At 65.5% G+C, this 22,230-nt stretch carries 23 protein-coding genes and 1 riboswitch; of the genes, 13 read left to right on the plus strand and 10 right to left on the minus strand.

The features are described 5' to 3' along the window. Positions 1 to 1,109, plus strand: a 1,109-nt coding sequence (locus tag X803_RS22125; RefSeq protein WP_035778085.1) for an ATP-binding cassette domain-containing protein, incomplete at its 5' end; no start/stop codon positions are given. 107 nt (positions 1,110 to 1,216) lie between these two features. Further along, positions 1,217 to 3,004, plus strand: coding sequence for a putative Ig domain-containing protein (locus X803_RS0105800; protein WP_084033454.1), 1,788 nt, complete (start codon positions 1,217 to 1,219; stop codon positions 3,002 to 3,004). A gap of 14 nt (positions 3,005 to 3,018) precedes the next feature. Here the strand turns inward: X803_RS0105800 and X803_RS0105805 are convergent, their stop codons facing one another. Continuing rightward, entirely contained in the window at positions 3,019 to 4,056 is a 1,038-nt protein-coding gene (locus tag X803_RS0105805; protein ID WP_026544405.1) for a zinc-dependent alcohol dehydrogenase family protein, read from the minus strand. A 206-nt stretch (positions 4,057 to 4,262) separates the two neighbouring features. On the opposite strand from X803_RS0105805, the gene X803_RS18105 reads away from it, so the two are divergent. The 4 genes from X803_RS18105 (at position 4,263) to X803_RS0105825 (ending at position 7,556) form a co-directional block, all read left to right on the plus strand. After that, complete coding sequence (locus X803_RS18105) at positions 4,263 to 4,502, plus strand: hypothetical protein (RefSeq protein WP_035778087.1); 240 nt, start codon at positions 4,263 to 4,265, stop codon at positions 4,500 to 4,502. 114 nt (positions 4,503 to 4,616) lie between these two features. After that, positions 4,617 to 5,114, plus strand: a complete 498-nt coding sequence (locus tag X803_RS0105815) for a MarR family winged helix-turn-helix transcriptional regulator (RefSeq protein WP_162149193.1) — start codon at positions 4,617 to 4,619, stop codon at positions 5,112 to 5,114. Positions 5,115 to 5,253: 139 nt separating this feature from the next. Beyond that, a riboswitch (SAM riboswitch) is annotated at positions 5,254 to 5,371 on the plus strand. 131 nt (positions 5,372 to 5,502) lie between these two features. Next, a complete protein-coding gene (locus X803_RS0105820; RefSeq protein ID WP_084033456.1) occupies positions 5,503 to 5,916 on the plus strand; it encodes an OsmC family protein in 414 nt (137 codons plus the stop codon). Further along, positions 5,883 to 7,556: a sodium:solute symporter family protein gene (locus tag X803_RS0105825; RefSeq protein ID WP_253907401.1), complete on the plus strand. Its 1,674-nt coding sequence runs from the start codon at positions 5,883 to 5,885 to the stop codon at positions 7,554 to 7,556. The genes X803_RS0105820 and X803_RS0105825 overlap by 34 nt, the downstream gene beginning before the upstream one ends. Positions 7,557 to 7,578: 22 nt before the next feature. On the opposite strand, the gene X803_RS0105830 is transcribed toward X803_RS0105825, so the two are convergent. Further along, positions 7,579 to 8,481 (minus strand): NAD(P)-dependent oxidoreductase, encoded by a 903-nt coding sequence (locus X803_RS0105830; protein ID WP_026544409.1) that lies wholly within the window; start codon positions 8,479 to 8,481, stop codon positions 7,579 to 7,581. A 39-nt stretch (positions 8,482 to 8,520) separates the two neighbouring features. Next, positions 8,521 to 9,978, minus strand: coding sequence for a four-carbon acid sugar kinase family protein (locus X803_RS0105835; protein ID WP_026544410.1), 1,458 nt, complete (start codon positions 9,976 to 9,978; stop codon positions 8,521 to 8,523). A 133-nt stretch (positions 9,979 to 10,111) separates the two neighbouring features. Between X803_RS0105835 and X803_RS0105840 the strand changes: the two genes are divergently transcribed. The 5 genes from X803_RS0105840 (at position 10,112) to X803_RS18115 (ending at position 14,546) form a co-directional block, all read left to right on the plus strand. Beyond that, positions 10,112 to 10,813, plus strand: coding sequence for a FadR/GntR family transcriptional regulator (locus X803_RS0105840; RefSeq protein ID WP_026544411.1), 702 nt, complete (start codon positions 10,112 to 10,114; stop codon positions 10,811 to 10,813). A gap of 44 nt (positions 10,814 to 10,857) precedes the next feature. Then, on the plus strand, positions 10,858 to 13,224 hold the full coding sequence (locus tag X803_RS18110) for a beta-galactosidase (RefSeq protein ID WP_084033460.1): 2,367 nt from the start codon (positions 10,858 to 10,860) through the stop codon (positions 13,222 to 13,224). Positions 13,225 to 13,278: 54 nt separating this feature from the next. Further along, entirely contained in the window at positions 13,279 to 13,692 is a 414-nt protein-coding gene (locus tag X803_RS0105850; RefSeq protein ID WP_026544412.1) for a CBS domain-containing protein, read from the plus strand. Between the two features lie 43 nt (positions 13,693 to 13,735). Further along, entirely contained in the window at positions 13,736 to 13,948 is a 213-nt protein-coding gene (locus tag X803_RS0105855) for a hypothetical protein (RefSeq protein ID WP_026544413.1), read from the plus strand. A 211-nt stretch (positions 13,949 to 14,159) separates the two neighbouring features. After that, positions 14,160 to 14,546 carry an ArsR/SmtB family transcription factor gene (locus X803_RS18115; protein WP_035778107.1) on the plus strand — a complete coding sequence of 129 codons (387 nt, stop codon included), beginning with the start codon at positions 14,160 to 14,162 and terminating at the stop codon, positions 14,544 to 14,546. Between the two features lie 334 nt (positions 14,547 to 14,880). Here the strand turns inward: X803_RS18115 and X803_RS0105870 are convergent, their stop codons facing one another. The 3 genes from X803_RS0105870 to X803_RS21405 form a co-directional block, all read right to left on the minus strand. Further along, positions 14,881 to 15,627 carry an alpha/beta hydrolase gene (locus X803_RS0105870; RefSeq protein WP_026544414.1) on the minus strand — a complete coding sequence of 249 codons (747 nt, stop codon included), beginning with the start codon at positions 15,625 to 15,627 and terminating at the stop codon, positions 14,881 to 14,883. A gap of 33 nt (positions 15,628 to 15,660) precedes the next feature. Further along, positions 15,661 to 16,320: an alpha/beta hydrolase family protein gene (locus X803_RS0105875; RefSeq protein ID WP_026544415.1), complete on the minus strand. Its 660-nt coding sequence runs from the start codon at positions 16,318 to 16,320 to the stop codon at positions 15,661 to 15,663. 64 nt (positions 16,321 to 16,384) lie between these two features. Beyond that, a complete protein-coding gene (locus X803_RS21405; protein WP_084033464.1) occupies positions 16,385 to 16,588 on the minus strand; it encodes a hypothetical protein in 204 nt (67 codons plus the stop codon). 215 nt (positions 16,589 to 16,803) lie between these two features. Between X803_RS21405 and X803_RS22130 the strand changes: the two genes are divergently transcribed. After that, complete coding sequence (locus X803_RS22130) at positions 16,804 to 17,082, plus strand: hypothetical protein (RefSeq protein WP_162149194.1); 279 nt, start codon at positions 16,804 to 16,806, stop codon at positions 17,080 to 17,082. A 209-nt stretch (positions 17,083 to 17,291) separates the two neighbouring features. Here X803_RS22130 and X803_RS18130 read toward each other — a convergent pair whose 3' ends face one another. The 4 genes from X803_RS18130 to X803_RS0105905 all read right to left on the minus strand — a co-directional run bounded on the left by X803_RS18130 (position 17,292) and on the right by X803_RS0105905 (position 21,408). Further along, positions 17,292 to 18,923 carry a RecQ family ATP-dependent DNA helicase gene (locus X803_RS18130; protein WP_035778091.1) on the minus strand — a complete coding sequence of 544 codons (1,632 nt, stop codon included), beginning with the start codon at positions 18,921 to 18,923 and terminating at the stop codon, positions 17,292 to 17,294. Further along, entirely contained in the window at positions 18,920 to 19,669 is a 750-nt protein-coding gene (locus X803_RS0105895; protein WP_139186272.1) for a hypothetical protein, read from the minus strand. Before X803_RS0105895 ends, X803_RS18130 begins: the two co-directional genes overlap by 4 nt. A 46-nt stretch (positions 19,670 to 19,715) precedes the next feature. Further along, complete coding sequence (locus X803_RS0105900; RefSeq protein ID WP_026544417.1) at positions 19,716 to 20,831, minus strand: AI-2E family transporter; 1,116 nt, start codon at positions 20,829 to 20,831, stop codon at positions 19,716 to 19,718. Between the two features lie 97 nt (positions 20,832 to 20,928). Continuing rightward, complete coding sequence (locus tag X803_RS0105905) at positions 20,929 to 21,408, minus strand: nucleoside deaminase (RefSeq protein ID WP_026544418.1); 480 nt, start codon at positions 21,406 to 21,408, stop codon at positions 20,929 to 20,931. Between the two features lie 91 nt (positions 21,409 to 21,499). Here X803_RS0105905 and X803_RS0105915 point away from each other — a divergent pair. Further along, on the plus strand, positions 21,500 to 22,230 hold a 731-nt coding region (locus X803_RS0105915), incomplete at its 3' end, for a PLP-dependent cysteine synthase family protein (protein ID WP_026544419.1).

Here is a 22,230-nt window from a genome sequence, read left to right on the forward strand (position 1 = left end):
TCCGTGGGCGGCGCGGGAGGCTGGCTGCACTGGAAGAGGCGGGCAACCGCCTCGCCGGGCTCGGCCTCTCCGGAGTGCAGGGTGCCTACCCGCATATCCTCTCAGGAGGAATGGCGCAGCGCGTGGCATTCGCTGCTGCTACCATCGGCGGGGCCGAGGTCCTCATCGCCGACGAACCCTCGAAGGGCTTGGACCCGGTAGCCAGGGACGCGCTTGCACAGCTGCTGTTGCGGCACGTGGAACAGGGCGGCTCGCTGCTGACCATCACACATGATCTGGACCTGGCACGGGCCCTGGATGGCGAACTGCTGGTGATGCACCAGGCCGGCATCGTGGAACAGGGCCCCGCCCGGCAGGTGCTTGACGCTCCCATCCACCCGTGGACGCGGCGGTTGCTGGAGGCCGAACCGGACCGCTGGAACCCGGCCTGGCGCAACCTGGCTCGGGAAGCCGGCGCGGCGGCTCCGCTCATCGAGGCCAGGGGACTGGCCAAGGCCTTCGGGGGACGCACCCTCTTCTCCGGCTTGGATGTGAGCATCTCTCCGGGGGAACGGCTTGCGCTCACCGGGCCCAGCGGATGCGGAAAGACCACCCTGGGCGGAATCCTGCTCAGGCTCGTTGATTCCGACGCCGGCGAGGTGCACCATCATGCTGACCTGGCCGGGGGCCGGTTGCAGAAGCTCTACCAGGACCCTGCCGTTGCATTCCCTGCGCGTGTTCCCATCAGCGCCGGCCTGCGGGACGTGGTTCGCCGTCACGGTGTCAGCCCGGAGCGGGTTCCCCTGCTGATGGACCGGCTGCGCCTGGACCACGGGCTGCTCGACCGGCGCCCCGGGGAAGTTTCCGGTGGGGAACTTCAGCGCCTGGCGATCATCCGGGCCATGCTCCTGAACCCGCTGGTGGTCTTCGCCGATGAACCCACGTCCCGGCTGGACCTGCTCACCCAGCAGGAAACGGTGGACTGCCTGCTGGAACAGGTGGCCGAGCAGGACGCCGCGCTGGTCATGGTAACCCACGACGTCGGCCTCGCCGCCGCGGTGGCGGATCGTCGCCTGTCGCTGGAGGAAGCGCCGTCGATGGCGTCGGGGAGGGACGCGATAGTGGGGTGAGTTTCACGGCGCCGAAGCGTGCCCAGTAACCATTGTGCTGCCCCTGCTGCAGTGCTTCACTTAACGTATGCCGCCGCTTGTAGCGGTGACGGAGTGGAGCGCCTGCCATGGAAACGCGCCGGTCGTCCAGTACTTCTGAAGCACTTCGACGAAGATCCGCGATTGTCGCCGTGCTCCTGCTCGCTTTCACCTTCCTGATTGCCGGCGCAGAGTCGGCAGCGGCCGCCGTCACCGTTTCACGCGCAGAACTGAGCGGATCCAACCTGCGCATCGAGGGCACCGCGCTCGCCGGCCGGGACATCACGGTGGACGGCGTGGTGATGGGCAGAAGCGATTCCGGCGGAAAGTTCCGCGTCGAGCGCAGTAACTACACACCGCCCTCAGACTGCACCGTTGACGTCAACGACGGCTCCGCCACTCCGCGCACGGCCACCCTCTCGGGATGTACGGTCACGTCCCAGCCGCCAGCCAGCTCGCTCGCCATCGACGACCGGCCGCTCCCCAGCGGCAACGTCGGCACCGACTACAACAACTTCGTCACCGGCAGCGGCGGCGAAGGTTCCATCCGATGGTCGATTGCCGCCGGCGCACTCCCGGCAGGTCTGTCGCTGAGTGACTTCGCGCCGTCGTCCGGCCTGATCTCCGGACGCCCCACCACCATCCAGACCTCAACGTTCACCGTCCGCGCCACCGATCAGGCAGGCAACAGCGCCACCCGTCAGTTCACCATCACCATCAACGCAGCCCGGCCACTGGTCATCACGAGCTCCAGCACGCTTCCCGCCGGAACCGTTGGTGCTGCGTACGCCGTCGGTGTTTTTGCGGACGGTGGCACCACACCCTATTCATGGACCCGGACCGCAGGCACGCTCCCTCCCGGCCTGGCGCTGCAGGCTTCACCCGGCCGTATCCAGGGCACACCGACGACGGCGGGGACCTTCACTTTCACCCTCAGGGTCACTGACTCGGCAGGTCAGTCCGCGACCGGTACGTTCAGCATCACCATCAACCCGCCCGAGGAACCGCCGCAGCTGCCGGCAAGCCCCACTCTCGCCAGCCCCGCCGAAGGGGCCTCGGTTACCACCCCGTTCACCATCTCCTGGAACGCGGTGGCGGACCCGCAGGGGATCACAGCGTATAACTGGCAGGTCAGCGCGTCGTCGGGCTTCACGAGCACCGCGGCGGTGGGTACTACTGCCGGTGACGTGACCCAGGCGACCGTGAGCAGCAACCTTGCCAACGGCACCTATTTCTGGCGGGTGCAGGCGGTCAATCCGGATGGTGCGGGCGACTATTCGGCGGCCCGCAGCGTCACCGTCACCGGCACCACCAACTCGCCGGCTCTTTCTGGGGTATCAGTCAATCCGGCGGACGTGACCGGCGGCAACTCCTCCACCGGCACGGTGACCATTACCCTTCCCGCACCGACGGGCGGGACTACGGTGACGCTGACCAACAGCGAACCGACGGTCGCCAACGTTCCGCCGTCGGTCACCGTCTCCGCAGGACAGACCAGTGCCAACTTCACGGTGACTACCCAGCCCGTGACGTCCAACTTCACCGCCGTCATCACGGCGACGCTCGGCGCCGACAGCCGGTTCGCCTTCCTGTCGGTGGCGCCCGGTGCGCCGCCGCCCGCCGCCGACACCGTCTCGATCCAGCGGGCAGACTACACCGCGAGCAAACGAACGCTCGGCGTCGAGGCCAGAAGCACCAACTCCTCCGCCACGCTCCGCGTCTTCAAAACCTCCACCAATGAACTGATCGGAACCCTGCGCAATGAAGGCGGCGGACGCTACCGCGCCACCTTCAGCAACGTGGCCAGCAACCCCGGAAACATCACGGTGAAGAGCAGCACCGGCGGTTCAGCGTCCATCAACGTGACGTTGAAATAAGATTCCCGGTCGGCTTAGAGCGCGGGATCGATCATCGTCATGCCCGCGGGTTTTGCCCGGTCGAACCCCGGCAGCAGGGAAGCCGCCTCGGCGAGGCCAACGGTGCGTTCAACCAGGAGATCCGGCCGCAGTGACCCCTCCTCGATCAATGCCAGCATTCCCGGATAGTCGGCGGCCGCCATGCCGTGGCTGCCCAGCAGGTCCAGTTCCCAGGCGATCACCCGTGCCATGGGTACCCGGGGGTTCCCGTTGACGGGTGGCAGCAGCCCAATTTGAACATGCCGGCCACGGCGTCGGAGACTCAGGACGGCGTCGGCGCAGGTCTGCTCGCTGCCGACGGCGTCGACGGCTACCTGGCTGCCGCCGCCGGTAAGGTCCATCACGGCGGCAGGGATGTCAGCGCCGTCGGCCATGAGGGTATGTTCCGCGCCAAGCCTCGACGCGACCTCGAGGGCCTCCCTGTTCCGGTCCACCGCGATCACCCGGGCACCCAGCGCGCGGGCAATCATCACCGCGCTCAGTCCTACCCCGCCGGCTCCGACGACGGTCACCCACTCGTCCCTCGTGACCCGGGCGCGGCCCACCAATGCGCGGTACGCCGTGGCAAAGCGGCAGCCGAGGCTCGCCGCTGTCGCGAAATCCACCCGCTCCGGGATCGCCACCAGATTGGTGTCCGCAGCGTGCAGGGCAACGTACTCAGCGAACGAGCCCCAGTGCGTGAAGCCCGGCTGCTCCTGATCGGGGCACACTTGCGCGTTCCCCGACAGGCACCAGTCACACCGGCCGCAGCCGCAGACAAAGGGGACAGTTACGCGGTCACCCTCCCGCCAGGAAACGACGCCGGCACCCACCTCCGTGATGACGCCGGCAAGTTCGTGGCCGGGCACGTGCGGGAAAGTGATGTTCTCGTGGCCTGCCCAGGCGTGCCAGTCACTGCGGCACAGTCCGGTGGCCAGAACCTTGACGACGACGCCGCCCGGGGGTGCCGTGGGCGTTGGTACCTCGCGGACTCCGGGCGTTCCCTGGACCTGATCGAAAACTACTGCGCGCATTGCTGGAGTCTAATCCGCCGCAGCGCGACGGGGACGTACGCAGGACGTACTCCGGAACGAACCACGAGGTGTGCGGCAGCGAGCCGAAGGCACCGCAGCGGCCCTCTTAATTGGAATGTGATTGCCTTGGCGAAGATTGCATTGCTTCCGGTTTTCGGTAAGCTTCAAATTCCTTGAAGGCGGCTTGTGTCAGTGGAGGAGTTGTAATGAATAGCAAATTCAGGTTGACGCCGGGCACCCCCATGCCAGAGGATCTGGAGGCATTGGAGGACGAGGCCTTGCACGTTGTGCACAGCAGGTTGAGGCGCCAGATGGACGCGGAATACTCCAACGGATGGTTCTCGTGGGAGACAGAAGTGCGCCTTGACGAGGTGAAGGCCGAGCTGGATCGCCGCGAGAACGGTGGGCTTTTCCGCTCGGCTGGAGTGCGCTACCAGGCCTCCTGACAGCGGGGTAACCGCGCACTCAGTGAATAGCTGAAAGCCTCTTCATCTCGGTCACCCCCGACAGCAGCCCTGGACAAATAGCGGTGCCGCTTATACGCGGCAGTAGGGATGATTATGGATTTAGCCCAATGGCCAACCAATCGGTTACTGAATACCGCCGCCCGATTAACTGAAAACACCTCGACCGATCTCTTCCGGAGCCTGGATATCACGCCCGCAGGTATGGCGGTCCTTCGCGTCCTGTCCCAGGGGTTGGCGGCGAGCCGGTCCGAGATCGGACAGAAGCTTCGGGTGCGGCCGGAGACGCTGGCGAAGCTGATCGAGCGCCTTGAGCACAGCGGCCTGATAGTGCAGAGCGGTAGGGCGCGTGACCAGGGGAGCGTTCAATTGCGAATCACCCAGGAGGGGCGGAAGCTGCTGGACCGCGCTGACGCGATCGAAGAGGAGCAGGAGCGCACTCTTGGTTCAGATGAACAGCTTCGCGCTGAACTCATCAGTCGCATAAGGGCGCTCGGCCTCGACACCGAGGCCGACCAGAAACGCACGCCCTTGAAGCTAGTGCCGAAGATCAGCACCCAGGAAGACGGCTCCCGGTCGTCGGCGACGGGCTGAGCCCACGTACTTCTTCGGCGGATATGACCCTGAACGGTCCAGAACTGCGCGATAACGGCCAACGCTTGGTTGCCGCCCCGTCGTAACCTGACGTCGTCGTGGTTTGGCCGGGCGTACCGCCTGGGATAAATTTGGGCCCAATCATGAGCTCCAGCCACAAGCCCTGGCCGGCTGGACAGCAACCCTCTATGTCGTAGCGGGGTGCTCCAGGTGATGATTAGGCCGCATGGAGGACCCCGTGCCGGCAAGTACGGCGTCTCCACGTGGAACGCCCTGTGAGGTACAGGAGTAGTTCGTGACCGATTCCCTTCACGCGCCAGTGCATGGCTTGACCGCTGACGCCGCATGGCTGAAAAGTGTACGAGCCACAGGAGTCTGGGAAGGCTCCATGATTACGCGGATCGAATCACGCGGCTTTATCTTCCGCACGGATGAGCCGGTTCCGATCGGCGGTACCGATGCGTCTCCCACACCCATGCAATACGTGGTTGGTGCTGTGAATGGTTGCGTCACAGTGGTGATCGAAACCGTAGCCAATGAGCAAGGGTTCGCTGTCGAATCCGTCGAAACCTTCTCCCATGCGCACCAGGATGTACGTGGGTTCCAAGGAACCGCGGACGTCTCGCCCCATTTCAAGGACTTCACCCTCACAGTCAACCTCCAGGCCGCAATTCCCGAGGATCGGCTGGAAGCGTTCACGAGCCAGGTGGAAAAGCGTTGCCCGGCCATCAACCTGCTCCGGGACGCCGGAGTCGCTTTCACCGTCGAGTGGAACATTGGCGCGCACGGGACGGCGAAGTGACGGCCGCAGGGGCCTGGACCCTGGGGCTCGCCTTCGTTTATACGGTGGCGCTTGCCCTGGCCAGCAGAACCGCGCACAAACGGGCCGACCGCGGGGAAGGGTTTTTCGTCGGAAGCAGGACGTTCGGCCCCTGGACTGTCGCATTCTGCATCACGGGACTGTTTTCGGGGTCCTCTTACATCGCCATTCTCGAACTCAGTTACCGGACCGGCATTTCAGCGATATGGTACGGCGTAGCCGAAACAGTACAGGTGCTGCTGATCGCGCTCATCCTGGTAAAGCCCTTGCGCAAGCGGTTGGTGGTCACCGTCACCGGAATGATTGGGGAGCGTTTTGGCCGCACGGCCCAGGCCATCGCCGGAACCATCACGGCGTTCACCTTTCCCATGTGGTCGGTGGCAACGGCCATAGCTTTCGCTTCCGCCCTGCATGCGTTCACGGCGCTGTCCATCGAGACTTCCATCGTGGTGACGGCACTGCTTCTCCTGATCTTCCTGTCCGCAGGCGGCATGCGGGCGGTGGCGCTGACCCAGAAAGCCAACTGCATGGTTTTTGTCGCCATGCTGGCCGTGGGGCTAGCCGCATTCTTCATCAATCCAGGCTTTGATGGTCTGGGCCGGCTTGCTGGGGAGCGGCCGGAAATGTTCCAGCTGGGCAACGCCGGATTGACCCTCATCGTTGCCTGGTTCGGCACTTTCATAGTCAATGTCCTCCTTGCCCAGGCTGCGTTCCAGATGACCATGTCCTGCCGCACGCCTGAAGACGGCCGCCGGGGCATGCTGTATGCGGCTGGACTCGGAATACCCTTCATCCTCATTGGCACGCTGCTCGGCGTGGCGGCAGCAGTAATAGTGCCCGCCCAGGACCTTGGTCTCGTGGCAGTTCCCCTCTATATAGCCGAGGTACTACCGGCTCCGCTTGCCGGTGTCTTCTTTCTCGGCGTGTGGGCGTGCGCACTCGGATGGGCAGCTCCATGCCAGTTCTCCGGAGCCACCAGCCTCGGGCGTGACGTGGGGCGGGCCCTCAGGCCGCAAGCCACCGAGGACGACCTCGTGCGGTATACCCGCTGGGCACTGGTCCTGTTGACCGTCCTGATGATCATTTTCGCGTTCCTGCGCTCTGAGGAATCTGCATGGTGGAACGTGCTGGCGTGGACTCTACGAAATGGGGCAACGCTTGCACCCGTGCTCGCGGTGCTGTTCTGGCCGCTGGCAACTCGGGGCGCGGCCTATGCGGCAATGCTTGTCGGCTTCACCACCGGTCTGTCGTGGTACCACTTCAGCGATTGGTCGCCGTCGAGCTTTCTCTACGGGATACACCCCGTATGGGTAGGCATGTCCGCCAATGTGCTCACACTGGTGATTCTGACACTGCTCACCGCGCAGTGGCAGCGGACCCGCAGCCGCAAACGGGAACTTCAGGGGTACGCCGCGCTGGCAACAGGCACAGCTCTCGCCATTGTTGCCGCTGGCTTCTGGAATGTGATGCATCCGTTGGGCTTCACCGGGCTGGCCATCTTCTGTGTCACCACAGCCGGTGCAGCCGCAGCGTTCCTTCTGGCTGTACCGGCGAGCGGGCAAGGGGCCTTGGAAGCGTCGGTTCTCCGCGGTCAGGACGAGCGCGTGGCTTCACTGGACTGACCCCGCCAACCCGCCCGTGATATCAGGCAGTGCGCCTGGTGGGCGCGACGACGCGGATGACGGCGGAATCATCCGCAGCGGCGAGGCCCTGGGCCTGGCCGAGAAGGTACAGCTGTTCAGCGGCGGCAGCGACCGGCGTTGCCAGGCCGGCTCCCCGGGTTGCTTTGCCGACAATCCCCATGTCCTTGACGAAGATGTCCAGCCGGCTGAGCACCTCGGCGCCGTCCTCGCTGTACGCCTCAAGGATCCGCGGCCCGCGGTTGGAGAGCATGAAGGAACCGGCGGCACCGGCCTCGAGGGCGGCGAGGGTCTTCTGCTGGTCGAGGCCGAGCGCGTCGGCCAGCGCCATTGCTTCGGCAGCGGCGGCGATGTGCACTCCGCACAGCAGCTGGTTGACGGTCTTGAGCGCCTGCCCGTCACCGGGCTTGTCCCCGACGATGCTCAGCGTGGATGCCAGCAGCTCCAGGACCGGGCGGGCAGCCTCCACCGCGGAGGGAACAGCGCCCACCACAATGAGCAGGTCACCCTCCCCGGCCCGCTTGGGCCCACCCGAGAGCGGTGCATCGACCAGCTCAACCCCGAATTCAGCGAGGCGCGCGACAGTGTCGGCGATCGCTTCGGTTCCGACGGTGCTGGTCAGGATGACGACGGCGCCGGGCTTCAGCGCTGCGGCCACGCCGTTCTCGCCGAACAGGACGTCGGTGAGTTGCTCGCCGTTGCGTACCGCCAGCAGGAGTGCGTCGGCGCCGTGGGTGGCATCGCGGCCCGAGGTGAAGGTGCGGACACCGGCGTCGTTCGCCAGCGTAAGCCGCTCTTCGGCGATGTCGAAGCCGTGGACGGCCAGCTGGGTGGCGAGACGCGTGGCCATGGGCAGGCCCATCGCGCCGAGTCCGAGGACGGTGACCTGGTAATCAGTAGTGCTCATGGGAATCTCCGTTGAAACGTGTGGAAGCAGGGGCGCGGATCAGAAGGTGGTGCTGAGCTTGCGGGTGACGTCGGCGAGCGAGCGGTCGTCGCCGACGTTGCCCGCGAAGACGATGTAGGGAATGCCTTTGGCGGGGCCGTCGACCGGAGCCCACAGCGAAACGATCCCGGGCAGCATGGGCCCGCGCACAATGGCGTGGCGGATCTCCAGCCCATGCGCTGCGACGTCGGATGAGGTGATACCGCCCTTCGCGATGACAAACCGGGGCGGGAACGCTTTCAGCGTCCGGTTGACGACGTCGACGACGGCGGCAGAGACAGTCCGCGCGATGCGCAGGCTTTCCGCCGGGTCATCGGTGCGGACCAGAAGACGGCTGGTGTGGACAATAACGTCCGCGCCGTCGAGTGCGGTGGTGACATCGCGGACCACTTCATCGAGGTAGCTCTCGGCACCTTCGGTGAGCAGGCGCTCGACATCGATTTCGATGATGCGCGCCGAACTGTGTTCGCTGGTCAGGACGTTCAGCTGCCGGGTGGTGACCCCCACATGCGAGCCGACGACGATGAGACCGCCGGCGGTGCTGGGGTTTGTGCCGCCGGGGAACGCCTCCTCACTGGTCAGCGGTTTGCGGACGTCCTGCCCGATCCGGCCGCGCATGAAGGGCGGGCCCACGCGGTACAGCAGGCGCTTGCCGCGGCGTTCAGCTTCAGCCAGCCCCAGGGAGAGCGCGCGCAGGTCATTCTCGGTGACAATGTCGGCGACGATCGGGGTGGAGTCCGTGGCGGCGCCGATCGCGTCGGCAATGGCGGTGGCGGACACCGCCGGGTCGTTGGCCTGGCTGCCGGCGCGGATGATGTTCAGATCGAGCACGATCACGCTGTCGGCGGGAAAGCGTCCGCCCGACTTCTCCTCCACATACTTCGGCAATGCGGAGTTGCTGAAGCCGAAGCTGGCGTCCTTCGCGAACTCGGTCTCCGCGACGGGGATCAGCTCATCGGCGGTGCCGCGCATGTAGTGGACGCCGCCGATGGTGACGCGGCCGGCGTCGGGGAACGCCGGAATGATGACCACGCCGTCGGTGGCCTCGCCGGAGGCCTCGGCGACCGTGGCGGCGATGACGTCCGGCTCAAGGGGGAAATGCCCGCGGAGGGTGGAGTCGCTGCGGCTGACGAAGCTGACCTGCAGGTCCGAGCCCAGCCGGGCAGCGGCGTCGAGCGCGTTCCGGACCACTTCCTCGTTGCGAGCGGCGGCTTCAGCAGGGTCGAGGCTGCGCGTGTTGGTGAGCACGTACACGGCGGGCTTGCCTTCGCCGTACGCCCAGGTGAAGTCTTCGGTTTCCCAGCGGGTGAGGACCGGCAGGTCCGCGACGGACTGTGTTCCGGTGGGGTCGTCGTCGAGCACCACAAAGATGCGGCCCTCAACGGTCCGGGCCACCGCTTCGGCGGGGACGGCAAGTTCCGCCGGGTAGCCGGCGAGGAGGTTTGTCTCGGTAGGCACTGCGCACTCCGTTGTGTGTAAGGCTGGTTCGTGAGAGGAATGTAAGATGTCAGACATCTTGCATATGCAATAGTGTGACACAGCCCATGAGGGTGCGCAAGTAGACTGAACCGGACACCGGAAGAGGGAGAGCATGGCACGCAAATCGCTGGTCGATGTTGTTGCTGATGAGCTGCTCGACCGCATTGTTGCCGGTGAATTCCCGCCGGGATCCGGTGTCCCAGGGGAACTTGAACTCAGCGCCCGCCACGAAGTCAGCCGCATGACCGTCCGGGAAGCGATGAAAACCCTCGTGGCCCGCCGGATCCTCCGGGTGGAGCGCGGCCGTGGCACCTTCGTGAATCCGTTGAACCAGTGGTCCTCCCTCGAGGCTGTGCTGCGCTTCGCCTCGGAAGGCCAGGATGACGCCGCGGTTGCCGTCCAGTTGATCGAGCTGCGCCGCATGCTTGAAACCGGTGCCGCGGAAATCGCAGCGGGCCGCATCACTGACGGGGAACTCGCGGAGATGGACGAGCAGCTTGCACTGATGCGCGCAGCCCATGAAGCCAACGACGTCGACCGCTTCGTCGCAGCCGACCTCGCCTTCCATGACCTGATCCTGCACGCGTCCGGCAACGTCTTTGTCGCGGTGCTGTTTGAACCGCTCACCAGGATCCTCGCCTCCCGCAGGGCGCAGACCTCGAAGGTGGTCCAGATCCAGATCAACGCGCTCGCCGAGCACGCCAACATCATGGACGCAATGCGCTCGCATGACGCCGAACGGGCGCGGCTCGCGATGGACCGGCACATGGAGCAGACGCTCAATGACTTGAAGACGTACGTCCTGGAGAGTTAGCCGGGTTCTTGCCTCACGTCGGGAATGCGCTTACCGTCGAGGTCATGCCGCCTCTTTACCGGATCACCCACCGCGACTGGGATACCCCTGGAACCTTCCCAGGCATGGCCAACGACGTCGACATCCGGCCGGGACTGAGCCTCACCAGCCGCAGCATCCGGCGAAACGGCGAACCGTGGATCCCCGTCACGGGAGAAATGCACTACAGCCGACAGCCGCTCGAACACTGGGCGGACGCACTCCGGCTGATGAAGGCCGGCGGAATCACCATTGTGGCGACCTACGTGTTCTGGATCCACCACCAGCCCGTCGAAAACGAAGAACCGGATTTCAGCGACAACCTCGACCTCGCCGCGTTCATCACGCTGTGCAGGGAAACCGGTCTGGACGTTGTGCTCCGCCTCGGCCCGTGGTGTCACGGCGAAGTCCGCAACGGCGGCCACCCCGACTGGATTGTGGAATCCGACTACCCGGAGCGCACCGACCATCCCCGCTACCTCGACGCCGTCCGGGCCTGGTTCGGCGCCATCGGGCGGCACCTGGCCGGACTCTGCGGGAACTCGGGCCCGGTGATCGGCATCCAGCTGGAGAACGAACTCTACGACCAGCCCGGTCACATCCTCACCCTCAAGTCGCTCGCGCGGGAGGCCGGGTTGACGGCACCGCTGTGGACCGCGACCGCCTGGGGGAGCGCGGACATCCCGGTCGGCGAGGTCTTCCCGCTCTACGGCGGCTACGCGGATGGTTTCTGGGTGGACACCGACCAGGGCTGGGATGAGAGCTTCCAGGCGCACTTCACCTTCTCCCGGCAGTGGGATGACCCGGGAATCGGCAGGGACCTTGCGGGCGACAGTTGGACGGGAACCATCGGCGCGAAGCATCCGGACTTTCCTGCCGCCACCTGCGAACTGGGCGGCGGGATGGCCACCGCCTACCACCGCCGCCCTGCACTGACCGCCCGGGATATCGCCGCCGTCGCGCACTGCAAGCTGGGCAGCGGGTCCGTCTGGCAGGGCTACTACATGTATGTCGGCGGAAGTAATCCCCGGCCCGGGCTGCAGGAGTCCCACGCGACCGGCTATCCCAATGACCTGCCGGAGTTCAATTACGACTTCGCGGCGCCCATCGGGGCGCATCTGCAGGTCCGCGAGAGCTTCCACCGGCTGCGGAACCAACACTCCTTCCTGGAGGCTTTCGGTTCCCGCCTTGCGGACATGAACACTACGCTTCCTGATCACGACGACGGCGGCCTTCGCTGGGCGCTGCGCAGCAACGGACGGAGCGGCTTCGTCTTCATCAACAATCACCGGCCGTACCGCCCACTGCCTGAACGTGCTGGTGTGCACTTCGACATCACCCTCGGTGAGGAAAAGCTCCGCTTCCCGCACCGGCCGGTGACCGTCCCCGCCGGTGAGTTCATGTCCTGGCCTGTGCAGCTGGAGGTGGGAGGCGTCGTCGTGCGCTGGGCAACGCTCAACGTCCTGACGGTTATCGAGCCGGAGGAGGGGCCTCCCGTGCTGGTGCTGACCGCCAACGACGGCGTCGACGCGCACCTTGCCGTGCCGGCCGGCTACTCCGCCGAGGGTCACCGTGCAACACAGACGGGTGAAGAGCTGGTGCTTGAGGACCTCCAACCCGGCATCCTCACCCTGACGGGCGAGGATGGCGCCCGGTTGCGCGTACTCACCCTGTCCGCCGCGCAGGCGCTGCAGGCCTGGACTCCCAGCCTTGAGGGGAAACGGTGCCTCGTTCTGTCCGCGGCGCCCGTCCTGGAGAGCGGAAGCGGGCTTGACGTGATGGCCTCGGCGGCGGCGGACGTTGCGGTGTTTCCGCCGCTCGGCACGGCTGGCCGCGACGGGTTCTCCCGGCACCCCGTCTCGCTGCCCAACCGGCCTGTCGAGGTGAGGGTGGAGTGCGTGCGGGCGGCAACGCAGCCTCCGCCCGCGACGGTGAGGGTTCCGGGTCGGGCATCCGCGCCGACGCCCGGGCAGGATACCCGCCACTCCGCCCGCTTCCGCATTACGGTGACCGGGCCTGCTCCGGCAGGCGAGCGCTCACTGCTGCGCCTGGAGCTCGTGGGTGATGTGGCGTCGTCGCTGTTCGAGGGGCGGGCGGAGGACGTCTACTGGAACGGAGCGGTGTGGGAGATCGACATCACGCCCAGCGAGGATACGACCTTCCGGGAGGTGGCTGTGCTCGTATATCCGCTGACCCCGGGCTCTCCCGTCTGGCTCCCGGAGGCCGCTGACAGGATCCGGGGTGAACTTCCCGCTCCGACGGCCGAAATCACCGCCGCCTCGGCGCTGAGTGTTCCGACAGTGCAGCTCTTCCCGGGACGGCATCGCGGGTGCCCGGACCCTCTTCACAACGATAGACAGCTTGCTTATGATCGTAGTTCCAGGTCCGTTTGATCGTGCAGGGCCTGTTTCATCCGCAAGTACAGAACGCAGGAAAGGGGACTGATCATGACAACCGCACGCGACATCATGACCGGCGGTGCTGAATGCATCGGCGAGAACGACACCCTGGAGGAGGCGGCGCGGAAGATGAAGGACCTGGACGTCGGGTCGCTTCCCATCTGTGGAGAGGATAATCGGCTGAAGGGCATGGTCACGGACCGGGACATTGTGGTCAAGTGCCTTGCCGCCGGGTCCGACCCCCGCGAGATCAAGGCCGGCGAGCTGGCGGAGGGCAAACCCGTAACCATCGGCGCAGATGACAGCATCGAAGAGGCCATCAAGACCATGACCTCCCACCAGGTCCGCCGGCTGCCGGTGATAGATGGTCACGACCTGGTGGGCATGCTGAGCCAGGCTGACATTGCGCGCAACTATCCCGAAGAGAGGGTGGGGGAGCTGGTGGAGTTGATTTCCTACTGAGCCTGCCCTTCTCCTGGAGCCGGATGACGAGGAGGATAGAAGTATGCGCACCGAAGCAAATGAGCCGTTCACCGCGAATGATGCGGATCGCCTTGAACAGCAGGAAGTTGTGAGCGAGGAACCCGTCGAGGACGAGGACGCGCCTCTCGGGTCATCCGTCCGTGAAGCGAATGAAGCCGACGTCGCCGAGCAGGCCCGCTCTGTCCAGGGGGATGATGACTACCCCCGTGGCCCAGTGGATGAGGAGCCGGTCTAGCTCCGCTGGGCGTTTCTAACCCCTGTGCCCGCCCGGTTCTCCGGGCGGGCACATTGATGACGTGATACTGCACGAGCGCACCCCTACCGATCGGTAACTCTTGACGGTATGATGAAGTGCTTAACTGCCCCGGCGACCGCCTCAGGGCTTTTCCGGCCCGGCCTCCATGCGCTGCATTGCCCGGTCCACGTACGCGAAGGACGATGATCCCTTGGAAACTTTTCCGGGAGCGCACAGGCCCCTCTATGAAGTGAAGGCCAATCTCTTCAAAGGGATGGCGCATCCGGTGAGGGTGCGGGTTCTTGAGATTCTTTCCGCGACGCCGGACGTCTCCGTGACGGACCTTATCTCGGATATGGGGGTTGAAGCTTCACGGCTATCCCAGCATCTTTCCGTGCTGCGTACACACCACCTCGTCGTGTCCGAGCGCCGCGGCAGTCAGGTCTTTTACCGTCTGGCCTACCCGCGGGTTGCTGAACTGCTGGCGACGGCCAAGATGTTGCTGGGTGAAGTCCTGGAGGCCACCCAACAGCAGTTGCTCACTGCGGAGTGGGCTGCGGCGGACTCTCAGAAAACGGGATCCACGTCTACGTCCTAGCCGGCGCCCGCACGAGCCGAGGCATCCTTGGCGAGGCCTCGGAGCGGTCGCGGATGTGACCCATTGCGGCATTTTCACGCACCGCTGTAATAGCGGTGACTGCCTCCCTTTTGTGGTGGTATCCCGCAGAGGTCACGAGGACACCGCCATGCTCATCCATGAGATGAAAGCGGTACAGCAGGTCAGTGTCTCCGAAAATTTCGAAGTTTCCGGTCAAATGAGTTCCTCCCCCGAGGTGCCCAGACGCCCCGTTGCGCCTGAGCAATTTATGGTTTCATCAAATCACCATATTGGGAAGGTTTGTGACGTCACATACCGCACCGGCTCCGAGGTGTCAGTTGCCGGTCCAGCCCTGCCGGTCGAGCCAGCGGCTGCAGAGCGAGGTCCACTCATCCGGCCCGCTCTCCTCCCGGGCCAGGCCCAGGCCATGGCGCCCGTGCGGGAAGACGTGCACCTCCGCCGGCACCCCGTGCTCGATCAGGGCGCGGGCATAGGCGAACGTGTTCTCGACCGGGACGGCGCCGTCGTCCGCCGTGTGCCACAGGAAGGCCGGCGGCGCTGCGCTGGTGGTATTCAGCTCCGCAGACATCCGCTGCAGCAGGTCCGGCGACGGGGAAGTGCCCAACAGATTGTCAATACTTCCCTGATGCGCGGCACTGGTGAAGGACACCACCGGGTAGCAGAGGATTGAAAGGTCCGGAACGGCGTCGGCAATGTCCAGCGCCGGGTCGTCGCAGGGGACGGCGGTCGACAGCGTAGCGGCGAGGTGACCTCCCGCCGAAAACCCGAGCACTCCCACACGGGAGGTGTCGACGGCCATGCCGTGGTCGCCGTTGCGGATCCACAGCATTGCCGCTTTGGCGTCGGACAGCGGTGCCGGATGCCGGTGCGGGGCAACCCGGTACCGCAGCACGAATGCGTGGATGCCGAGGCCGGCAAGCCATTCACCCACCGGCTCGGCTTCATGATCGGACGTCTTGCCATAACCGCCGCCGGGGAGAACCAGAACGGCGGGCCGGGGTGTCTGCGGGCTGTTTTGGGCGGGAATCAGGGTCAGATCCAGGGCAGCGTGGCTTGTCATGGTTTCAAACTAACCGAGCCACTGTCCGCGCCCTCAGCCGGGCGCAATATACGACGCCACCGCCGGTGCAAGCGAGGCACCGATTTCCTGGGGACTTCGCCGGGCGCCCTTGACCGCAAAGGAGTGGTCGGCGTTGGGCACATAGGTGAGGGTTGCCCGCTGTCCCAGTTTCGCCACCACCGCCTCCAGGAGTGCGTGCTGGGCGAAGGGATCATTGCTTCCCTGCAGGAACAGCATCGGGATTTCGACGGCGCCGAGATGTTCGTCGCGGATCTTCTCCGGCTTTCCCGGCGGGTGCAGCGGGTACCCGAGGAAGATCAGGCCGGCCGCACTCATTCCCTCAGCCACTGCCATGGACGCCATCCGGCCGCCGAAGGACTTCCCGCAGGCCCAGACCGGCTCACCGCCCGACAGCTCTCCAGCATGCCGCATCACTTCACCCCAGGCCGCAATCGCTTTGGGCGGCCGATCCGGGAAGCGCCGGCCCTGCTCCATGTAGGGGAAGTTGAACCGGAGCGTGGCGAAGCCGGAGTCATTGAGTGCCTCGCTGAAGCCCACCAGGAACGGGTGGTCCATCCCGGCGCCGGCTCCGTGCGCGATGACGAGCGTAGCGACAGGGTTGTCCGGCCCACTGCCGGCGCAGGAGAATTCGGCATCATCAACCTGCAGCGTGAAGCGTTCAGCGGAAGCCATGTGCCCATCGTCTCGTAGCGTTGCACCCGCTCGGCGCGGGCGTCCTGGAATGGAACCGGGCGGCTTAGCCTTCCTGCTCGCGTCGGTTCAGCTCGAGGTTGATCTCCTCGAGCCGCGCTTCCGTTTCGGGTTCGGGGAGGCCCTCCGCGTACTCTGCCTCCAGCTCCCGATGGATCCGGCTGTTCAGTATTTCCACCTCGACATCCGTCAGGACGGTGAGGTCCTCCGGGAATGGGTCCTCAGGGGAAATCTTGTGGTTGGTTTCCATGGATCACTTTCAGCCGAGCGGTTCTCTCTCCCGAAGTGTAACCATGCCGTCGATTTTTGTGCGAGGGCGTATGACGGAACCCGCAGCGCCCGCGTCCACGGGTAGGTGCCCAGGCCTGCTGGAGGGCATCCCACGGGATCGAACCGGGGCTGTTCGGACTGCTCGCTGCTGATGCGCAGGTTCAGTGTGCCGCAGCGGGTCCATGGTCCGCGCAGATGGCTGTAGAAGAGTCCCCACTGGAGGTGCCCCTCGTACGAGCGAAGCTCCGAAAGGGTGCCCAGTCCCTGCCCCGGACCCTCGCGCCGTGCGGCCAGCAGTACCGGTCCGCCTGCTCCCCTGAACGGCATGAGGGAGGTGAACGGACCATCTACCACAGATCGGCGAGGCAGAACCATGAAGCGTCCCGGTGCACCGCGACCCGTGGTCGCGAGGAGCACATCAGCGTCACCGATGCGCAGAGCCAGCCCGACGACGTCGGGCAGAGCGTCCGGTAAGCCCACCGAGCGGGAAATCCGCGCAAGCACCTGCTCCTCGCAGGTGCTGTCAAGCCACTGCTCGCCGCTGAATACCCGAGTGTGGGTCAGCGTCCCGTGCAGCAGGACGCCGGAGCGGTGGATCGGCCGGTCCGGCCGGAAGAGGCGCAGAACAGCGAATACGGCCTTCAGCCCCTGGCCGCCGGCGCGGGCAAGAGGGAACAGCCCGCTCATGGTGTCACCGTCCTCAATAGGTCCTTTTCTTCGACGAGGGGAATCGACAGTGACTTGTACCCGTGCTCCTCGAACAGGACCGTGACAATCTCATTCTCATATTCCATCACCACGCCGGTGCCCCATTCGCGGTGACTCACAGTGCTCTGCAGCGGGAAGGGGCGGCTGCCGCCGTCGTCGTGATTCTCGGCCGTCCGCCCTGAGTCACAGTTGTCGCAGGCATTGCATTCGCCCTCCCGCTCCTCGGCGAAGTAGCCGAGCAGGAACTTCCGGCGGCACCCGCGGTACTCCGCATACTGCCGGGCCATGTCCACCCGTGAGCGGTCTATTTCCTGCCGCCGCTTCCGATGGTCGACGACGTCCGCGATCACCTGGTCGGCGTTCTTCCCCACCGCCCGGTATTTCCCTGCGCGCTCGCGGACGGCGCCCACCTCGAGCAGCAGGTTCAGGAGCCCGGAAAGCTTTCGCTGGGTCAGTCCGGTTACCTGCCGGATCCCTGCCGCATCCAGGGCGTCTTCCGCCGAGCGGAGGGCAGCGAACAGCTCGCGGAGGCTGCCTTCCGGTACGTTTTTCGCCGCGAAGAAGCGCCGGATCCCGAGATCCTCCGGGCGATAATGAAGCACGACGGCGGCCGGCTCCCCATCGCGCCCGGCGCGCCCTGCCTCCTGGTAGTAGCTGTCGAGGGAGTCCGGGATGTCCGCGTGGACCACAAACCGCACGTCAGGCTTGTCGATCCCCATGCCGAAGGCCGTTGTTGCCACCACAACGTCCAGCTCACCGGCGTGGAACGCCTCGTGCAGTGCGGTCCGCTCGGTCTTTCTGCGTCCGGAGTGGTAGGCATCCGCGCGCAGCCCGGCCTCGCGCAGTTCCTGGGCGTACTGATCAGCCTGCTTCCGGGTGGCCGTATACAGCAGGCCCTGGCCCTGCAGCGCCGTTACCTGCCCAAGAACCGCACGCCGCTTGTCCCGCTCCGACTCATGCTGTTGGACGCTCAGGTGCAGGTTCGGCCGGTCGAAGCCCTCCGCAACGATGACCGCGTCCGTCAGCCTCAGCCGCTCCAGAATCTCCTGCCGGACCGGCGGCGAGGCGGTCGCCGTCAACGCGATGACCGGGCGCTTCAGCCGGTTCACGAGCGAGCCGAGCTGCAGGTAGTCCGGCCGGAAGTCGTGACCCCATGCCGATACGCAGTGGGCCTCGTCGATCACCAGGAAGGACACGTCCAGGGTGCTGAGGCGCTCCGCGACGTCCTCGCGTGCCAGCTGCTCGGGTGCCAGGAAAAGGAACTTGGCGCGGCGTTCCTCATCGGAATCTTCCGCGGCGGCCCAGGCCTCATCGACCTCGGCATCGGACGCCGTCGAATTCAGGACATGGGCACGGACTTCTCCCAGCGCCTCATTGATGGCGCTCACCTGATCGCTCTGGAGGGCAATCAGCGGTGAAACAACGACGGCGACACCGGGCACAGTCATGGCCGCCACCTGGTAGATGGCCGACTTTCCATAGCCGGTGGGGAGAACGCAGAGGACGTTCCGTCCGTCGTCGGCCGCTTTCAGGGCCTTCCGCTGTCCGGGAAGCAGCGAATCCCAGCCGAAGAGGTCGCGGGCAGTGGTTTCGGATTGCGAATTCATTCGGCGGCCGCCGTGACCAGAGCGAGCAGGACCGAGTACACAACCATCCCGACCAGGAACCAGGGGAAACTGGAACCGCGGTTTGACGGCAGCTCCTCCTTGAAGACGTTCAGCAGTACGGCGCCGCCCAGCAGCGCGGTGAGGATGGCGACCAAAACGGTGCTGGTCGGAGCGACGATGACGGACAGCAGCCACCCGAGGAGCAGCGCGCCCGCGAGGAGCAACCGGCCGTTCGCGGCGAAGCGCCGCGGATAGTGCTCTTCGAGGTGCCGGTCCGTGAGTACAAAATGCAGGCCCATGGCCACGGTGAAGAGGATGGCGAACAGCAGCCCGGTTTCGAGGCGCAGCGCCATGGTGTAGGTGATGAGCGTGTTGTAGAAGGCAAACGCGCCGAGGTGTACCCAGTAGAGGCCCGCTGAGTCGGGTTTCCCGTGCGTCTTTCGGGAAGTCGCCAACCGGTCCAGACCGTAGAAGGCCGTGAAGCCGGCGAGTGCGACAACAAAGATGCCGAGGTCAAAGAGGGCGGTGACCTCGATAGTGTCCCCGAGCAGCTCACCGATGGCCTCTTCACCCTCCGCGATTTCCGGGAGAAGGTGAAGGAAAACGTAGGCCACGGCAAGCCCGCCGGCGAAGGACCCGGTGACGTTCTCGGGAACCAGCGGAAGCTTGCGGATACGCAGGGCTGCAAGGTGAAGCCCTGCCAGGGCCAGGGCAATGACCAGTGAGCCGAACAGTGCCATCTCCAAGGGGGCTACCTCACTTTGCCGTACTTTCCGATTGCCGTGCCATGCCTCAGGTGGGTTCGGAGCCGGCCGGGGGCAGGTCCGGATTCAGCGGCTCAAGATTCGGGTCCTCCGCCGTCCACACCTGCAGGACCGCCCAGGCCACTGCGGCGATCGGGACGGAGAGGACGGCGCCGATGATCCCCGCGAGGATGGTCCCGGCGGTTAGCGCCAGCAGGATCACCAGTGCGTGCAGCCGCAGCGATTTCCCCATCACGATGGGCTGGAGCAGGTCACCTTCCAACTGGTTGACGCCGACGACGACGGCAACCACAATGAGCGCGACCACCGGTCCGTTCGCCACCAGCGCCACGAGGGCGGCGAGGACACCGGCGAGGGTGGCTCCCACCAGCGGAACAAATGCGCCGATGAATACGATCATCGCGAGTGGAATGGCCAGCGGGACGCCGAGGATGAGGAGTGCGATGCCGATCGCCACGGTGTCGACGAGGGCCACGATCGCCGTTCCGCGTACGTAGCTGCCCAGCACCTCCAGCGTGCGGGCGCCGGAGCGGCGGAGTTTCTGCTCGCGTTCACCCTTGAAGGGCCGCAGGAAGAATTCCCAGATCTTCTTGCCGTCCTTGAGGAAGAAGAAGAGAATCACGGCCATCAGCGTGGCCCCGGTGAGGAATTCCGCGACCACGGAGACGCCCGAGATGGCGCCGGAACGGAACTGTGCGCTGGTGGCGAAGTCGATGATCGCCGTTCTCGCTTCGGCGAGCTGTTCCGGTGAGATGGGGAAGGGCCCGCTGGTCAGGAACGCCTGAAGCTCGTCCAGTCCCTCTGTTGCTGAGGTGACCAGCTCATCGGCCTGGCTTCGGACCGAGATCACGATGACGGTGATGATTGCGGAGAGTGCAATCAGCAGGCCAAGGAATGCGATGGCCGTGGCCAGCGCCCCCGGTACACCCCGCCGGCGCAGCAGGTTCACAAACGGTCCGATCGCCGCTGCCAGGATCAGCGCGATGATGACGGGAATCACCAGGAGGCGGATCTGCAGTAGGGCGTACACGCCGACAACGACCAGCGTGAGGATGAGCAGGATCTGCGCGGCCCGGGAGCCGGCGCGGCCCAGGCCGTCCGCCCAGGGACTCAATCGGGTGCTGTGCAGGCGGGAGCCGGCCATGTGGTTTCCTTCCCCGGTGGGTGAGCGGTATGCCGTGGAACTAAATGGTAAGCATACTGTGTATTTTCCCGGGGGCGTGGCGGGGGCTGCTGCGCAGTCAGTAGTCGATGCGGTCAGTGAGTTCAGCCCAGGCGCGGAAGGGCTCCGCGCCCGCTGATTCTGGAAGGTCCACGTGCAGCACCTGCATTGACCGTTCCTCCACAGGCTTGGCGAAGAATTCGTAAAACACGGCGTCGTCAAAACCCGCCTGTGCCGCATCATGGCGATCCGCTGCGTACACGATGCCGTGCACCCGCGCCCACAGTGCGGCGGCCAGGCACAGCGGACACGGTTCGCAGCTCGTATAGAGCATGCATCCGCTCAGATCGAAGGTCCGCAGGGATAAACAGGCGTTCCGGATGGCCATGACCTCGGCGTGGGCGGTGGGATCATTGTTCGCCGTCACGCGGTTGGTTCCCTCAAAAGTGCGTCCCTCGTCAGTGACGATGAGGGCGCCGAAGGGGCCGCCGCCGTCGTGCACATTCCGGGTTGCGAGGTCGATGGCGCGGGCGAGGAACTGCTCCTCCACAGTGCTCATTCTCGAACCCTACACCCGGGTGTGGACGCCGGTCCGGCTCCAGACGGCCGCCGCCGTCGATCTCTCTCCAGCCGGTCCGTAGAGTGCAGGTATGACGATTTCTGCCGGCGCCGACCGTGCCTGGTCCGATGAGGCGATCCGGCGGATCGACGCCGAGGGCAACCGGTCCGCTGATACCCACCTGCTCGCGTTGCCCATCCCGGAGAGTTGGGGCATCGATGTCTATCTCAAGGATGAGTCGACCCACCGGACGGGCAGCCTGAAGCACCGGCTGGCCCGCTCGCTGTTCCTCTTCGGGCTGGTGAACGGGTGGATCCGGGAGGGCGCCACGATAGTTGAGGCATCGAGCGGGTCCACCGCGGTTTCCGAAGCGTACTTCGCGCAGCTGCTGGGGCTGCCTTTCGTCGCGGTGATGACCCGCTCCACCAGTCCGGAGAAGATCGCGCTCATTGAGCAGTACGGCGGAACCTGCCACTTCGTCGAGGACGCCTCGGAGGTGTACGACGCCGCCGAGCGGATCGCCGCCGAAACCGGCGGACACTACATGGACCAGTTCACCTACGCCGAACGCGCCACTGACTGGCGCGGCAACAACAACATCGCCGAATCGATCTTCCGGCAGATGGAACACGAGCGGTTCCCGGTGCCCGAGTGGGTGGTGGTCGGCGCGGGAACCGGAGGAACCAGCGCCACCATCGGTAGGTACCTCCGATACAACCGGTACCCCACGCGCCTCGCCGTCGTTGATCCTGAGAACTCGGCGTTCTACCCGACCTGGGCGGGCGGCAGCGCTGCCGTCGGTCAACCCTCCCGCATCGAGGG

It is taken from the genome of Arthrobacter sp. 35/47, from assembly GCF_000520475.1.
In the GTDB taxonomy this organism is placed as follows: domain Bacteria; phylum Actinomycetota; class Actinomycetes; order Actinomycetales; family Micrococcaceae; genus Arthrobacter_D; species Arthrobacter_D subterraneus.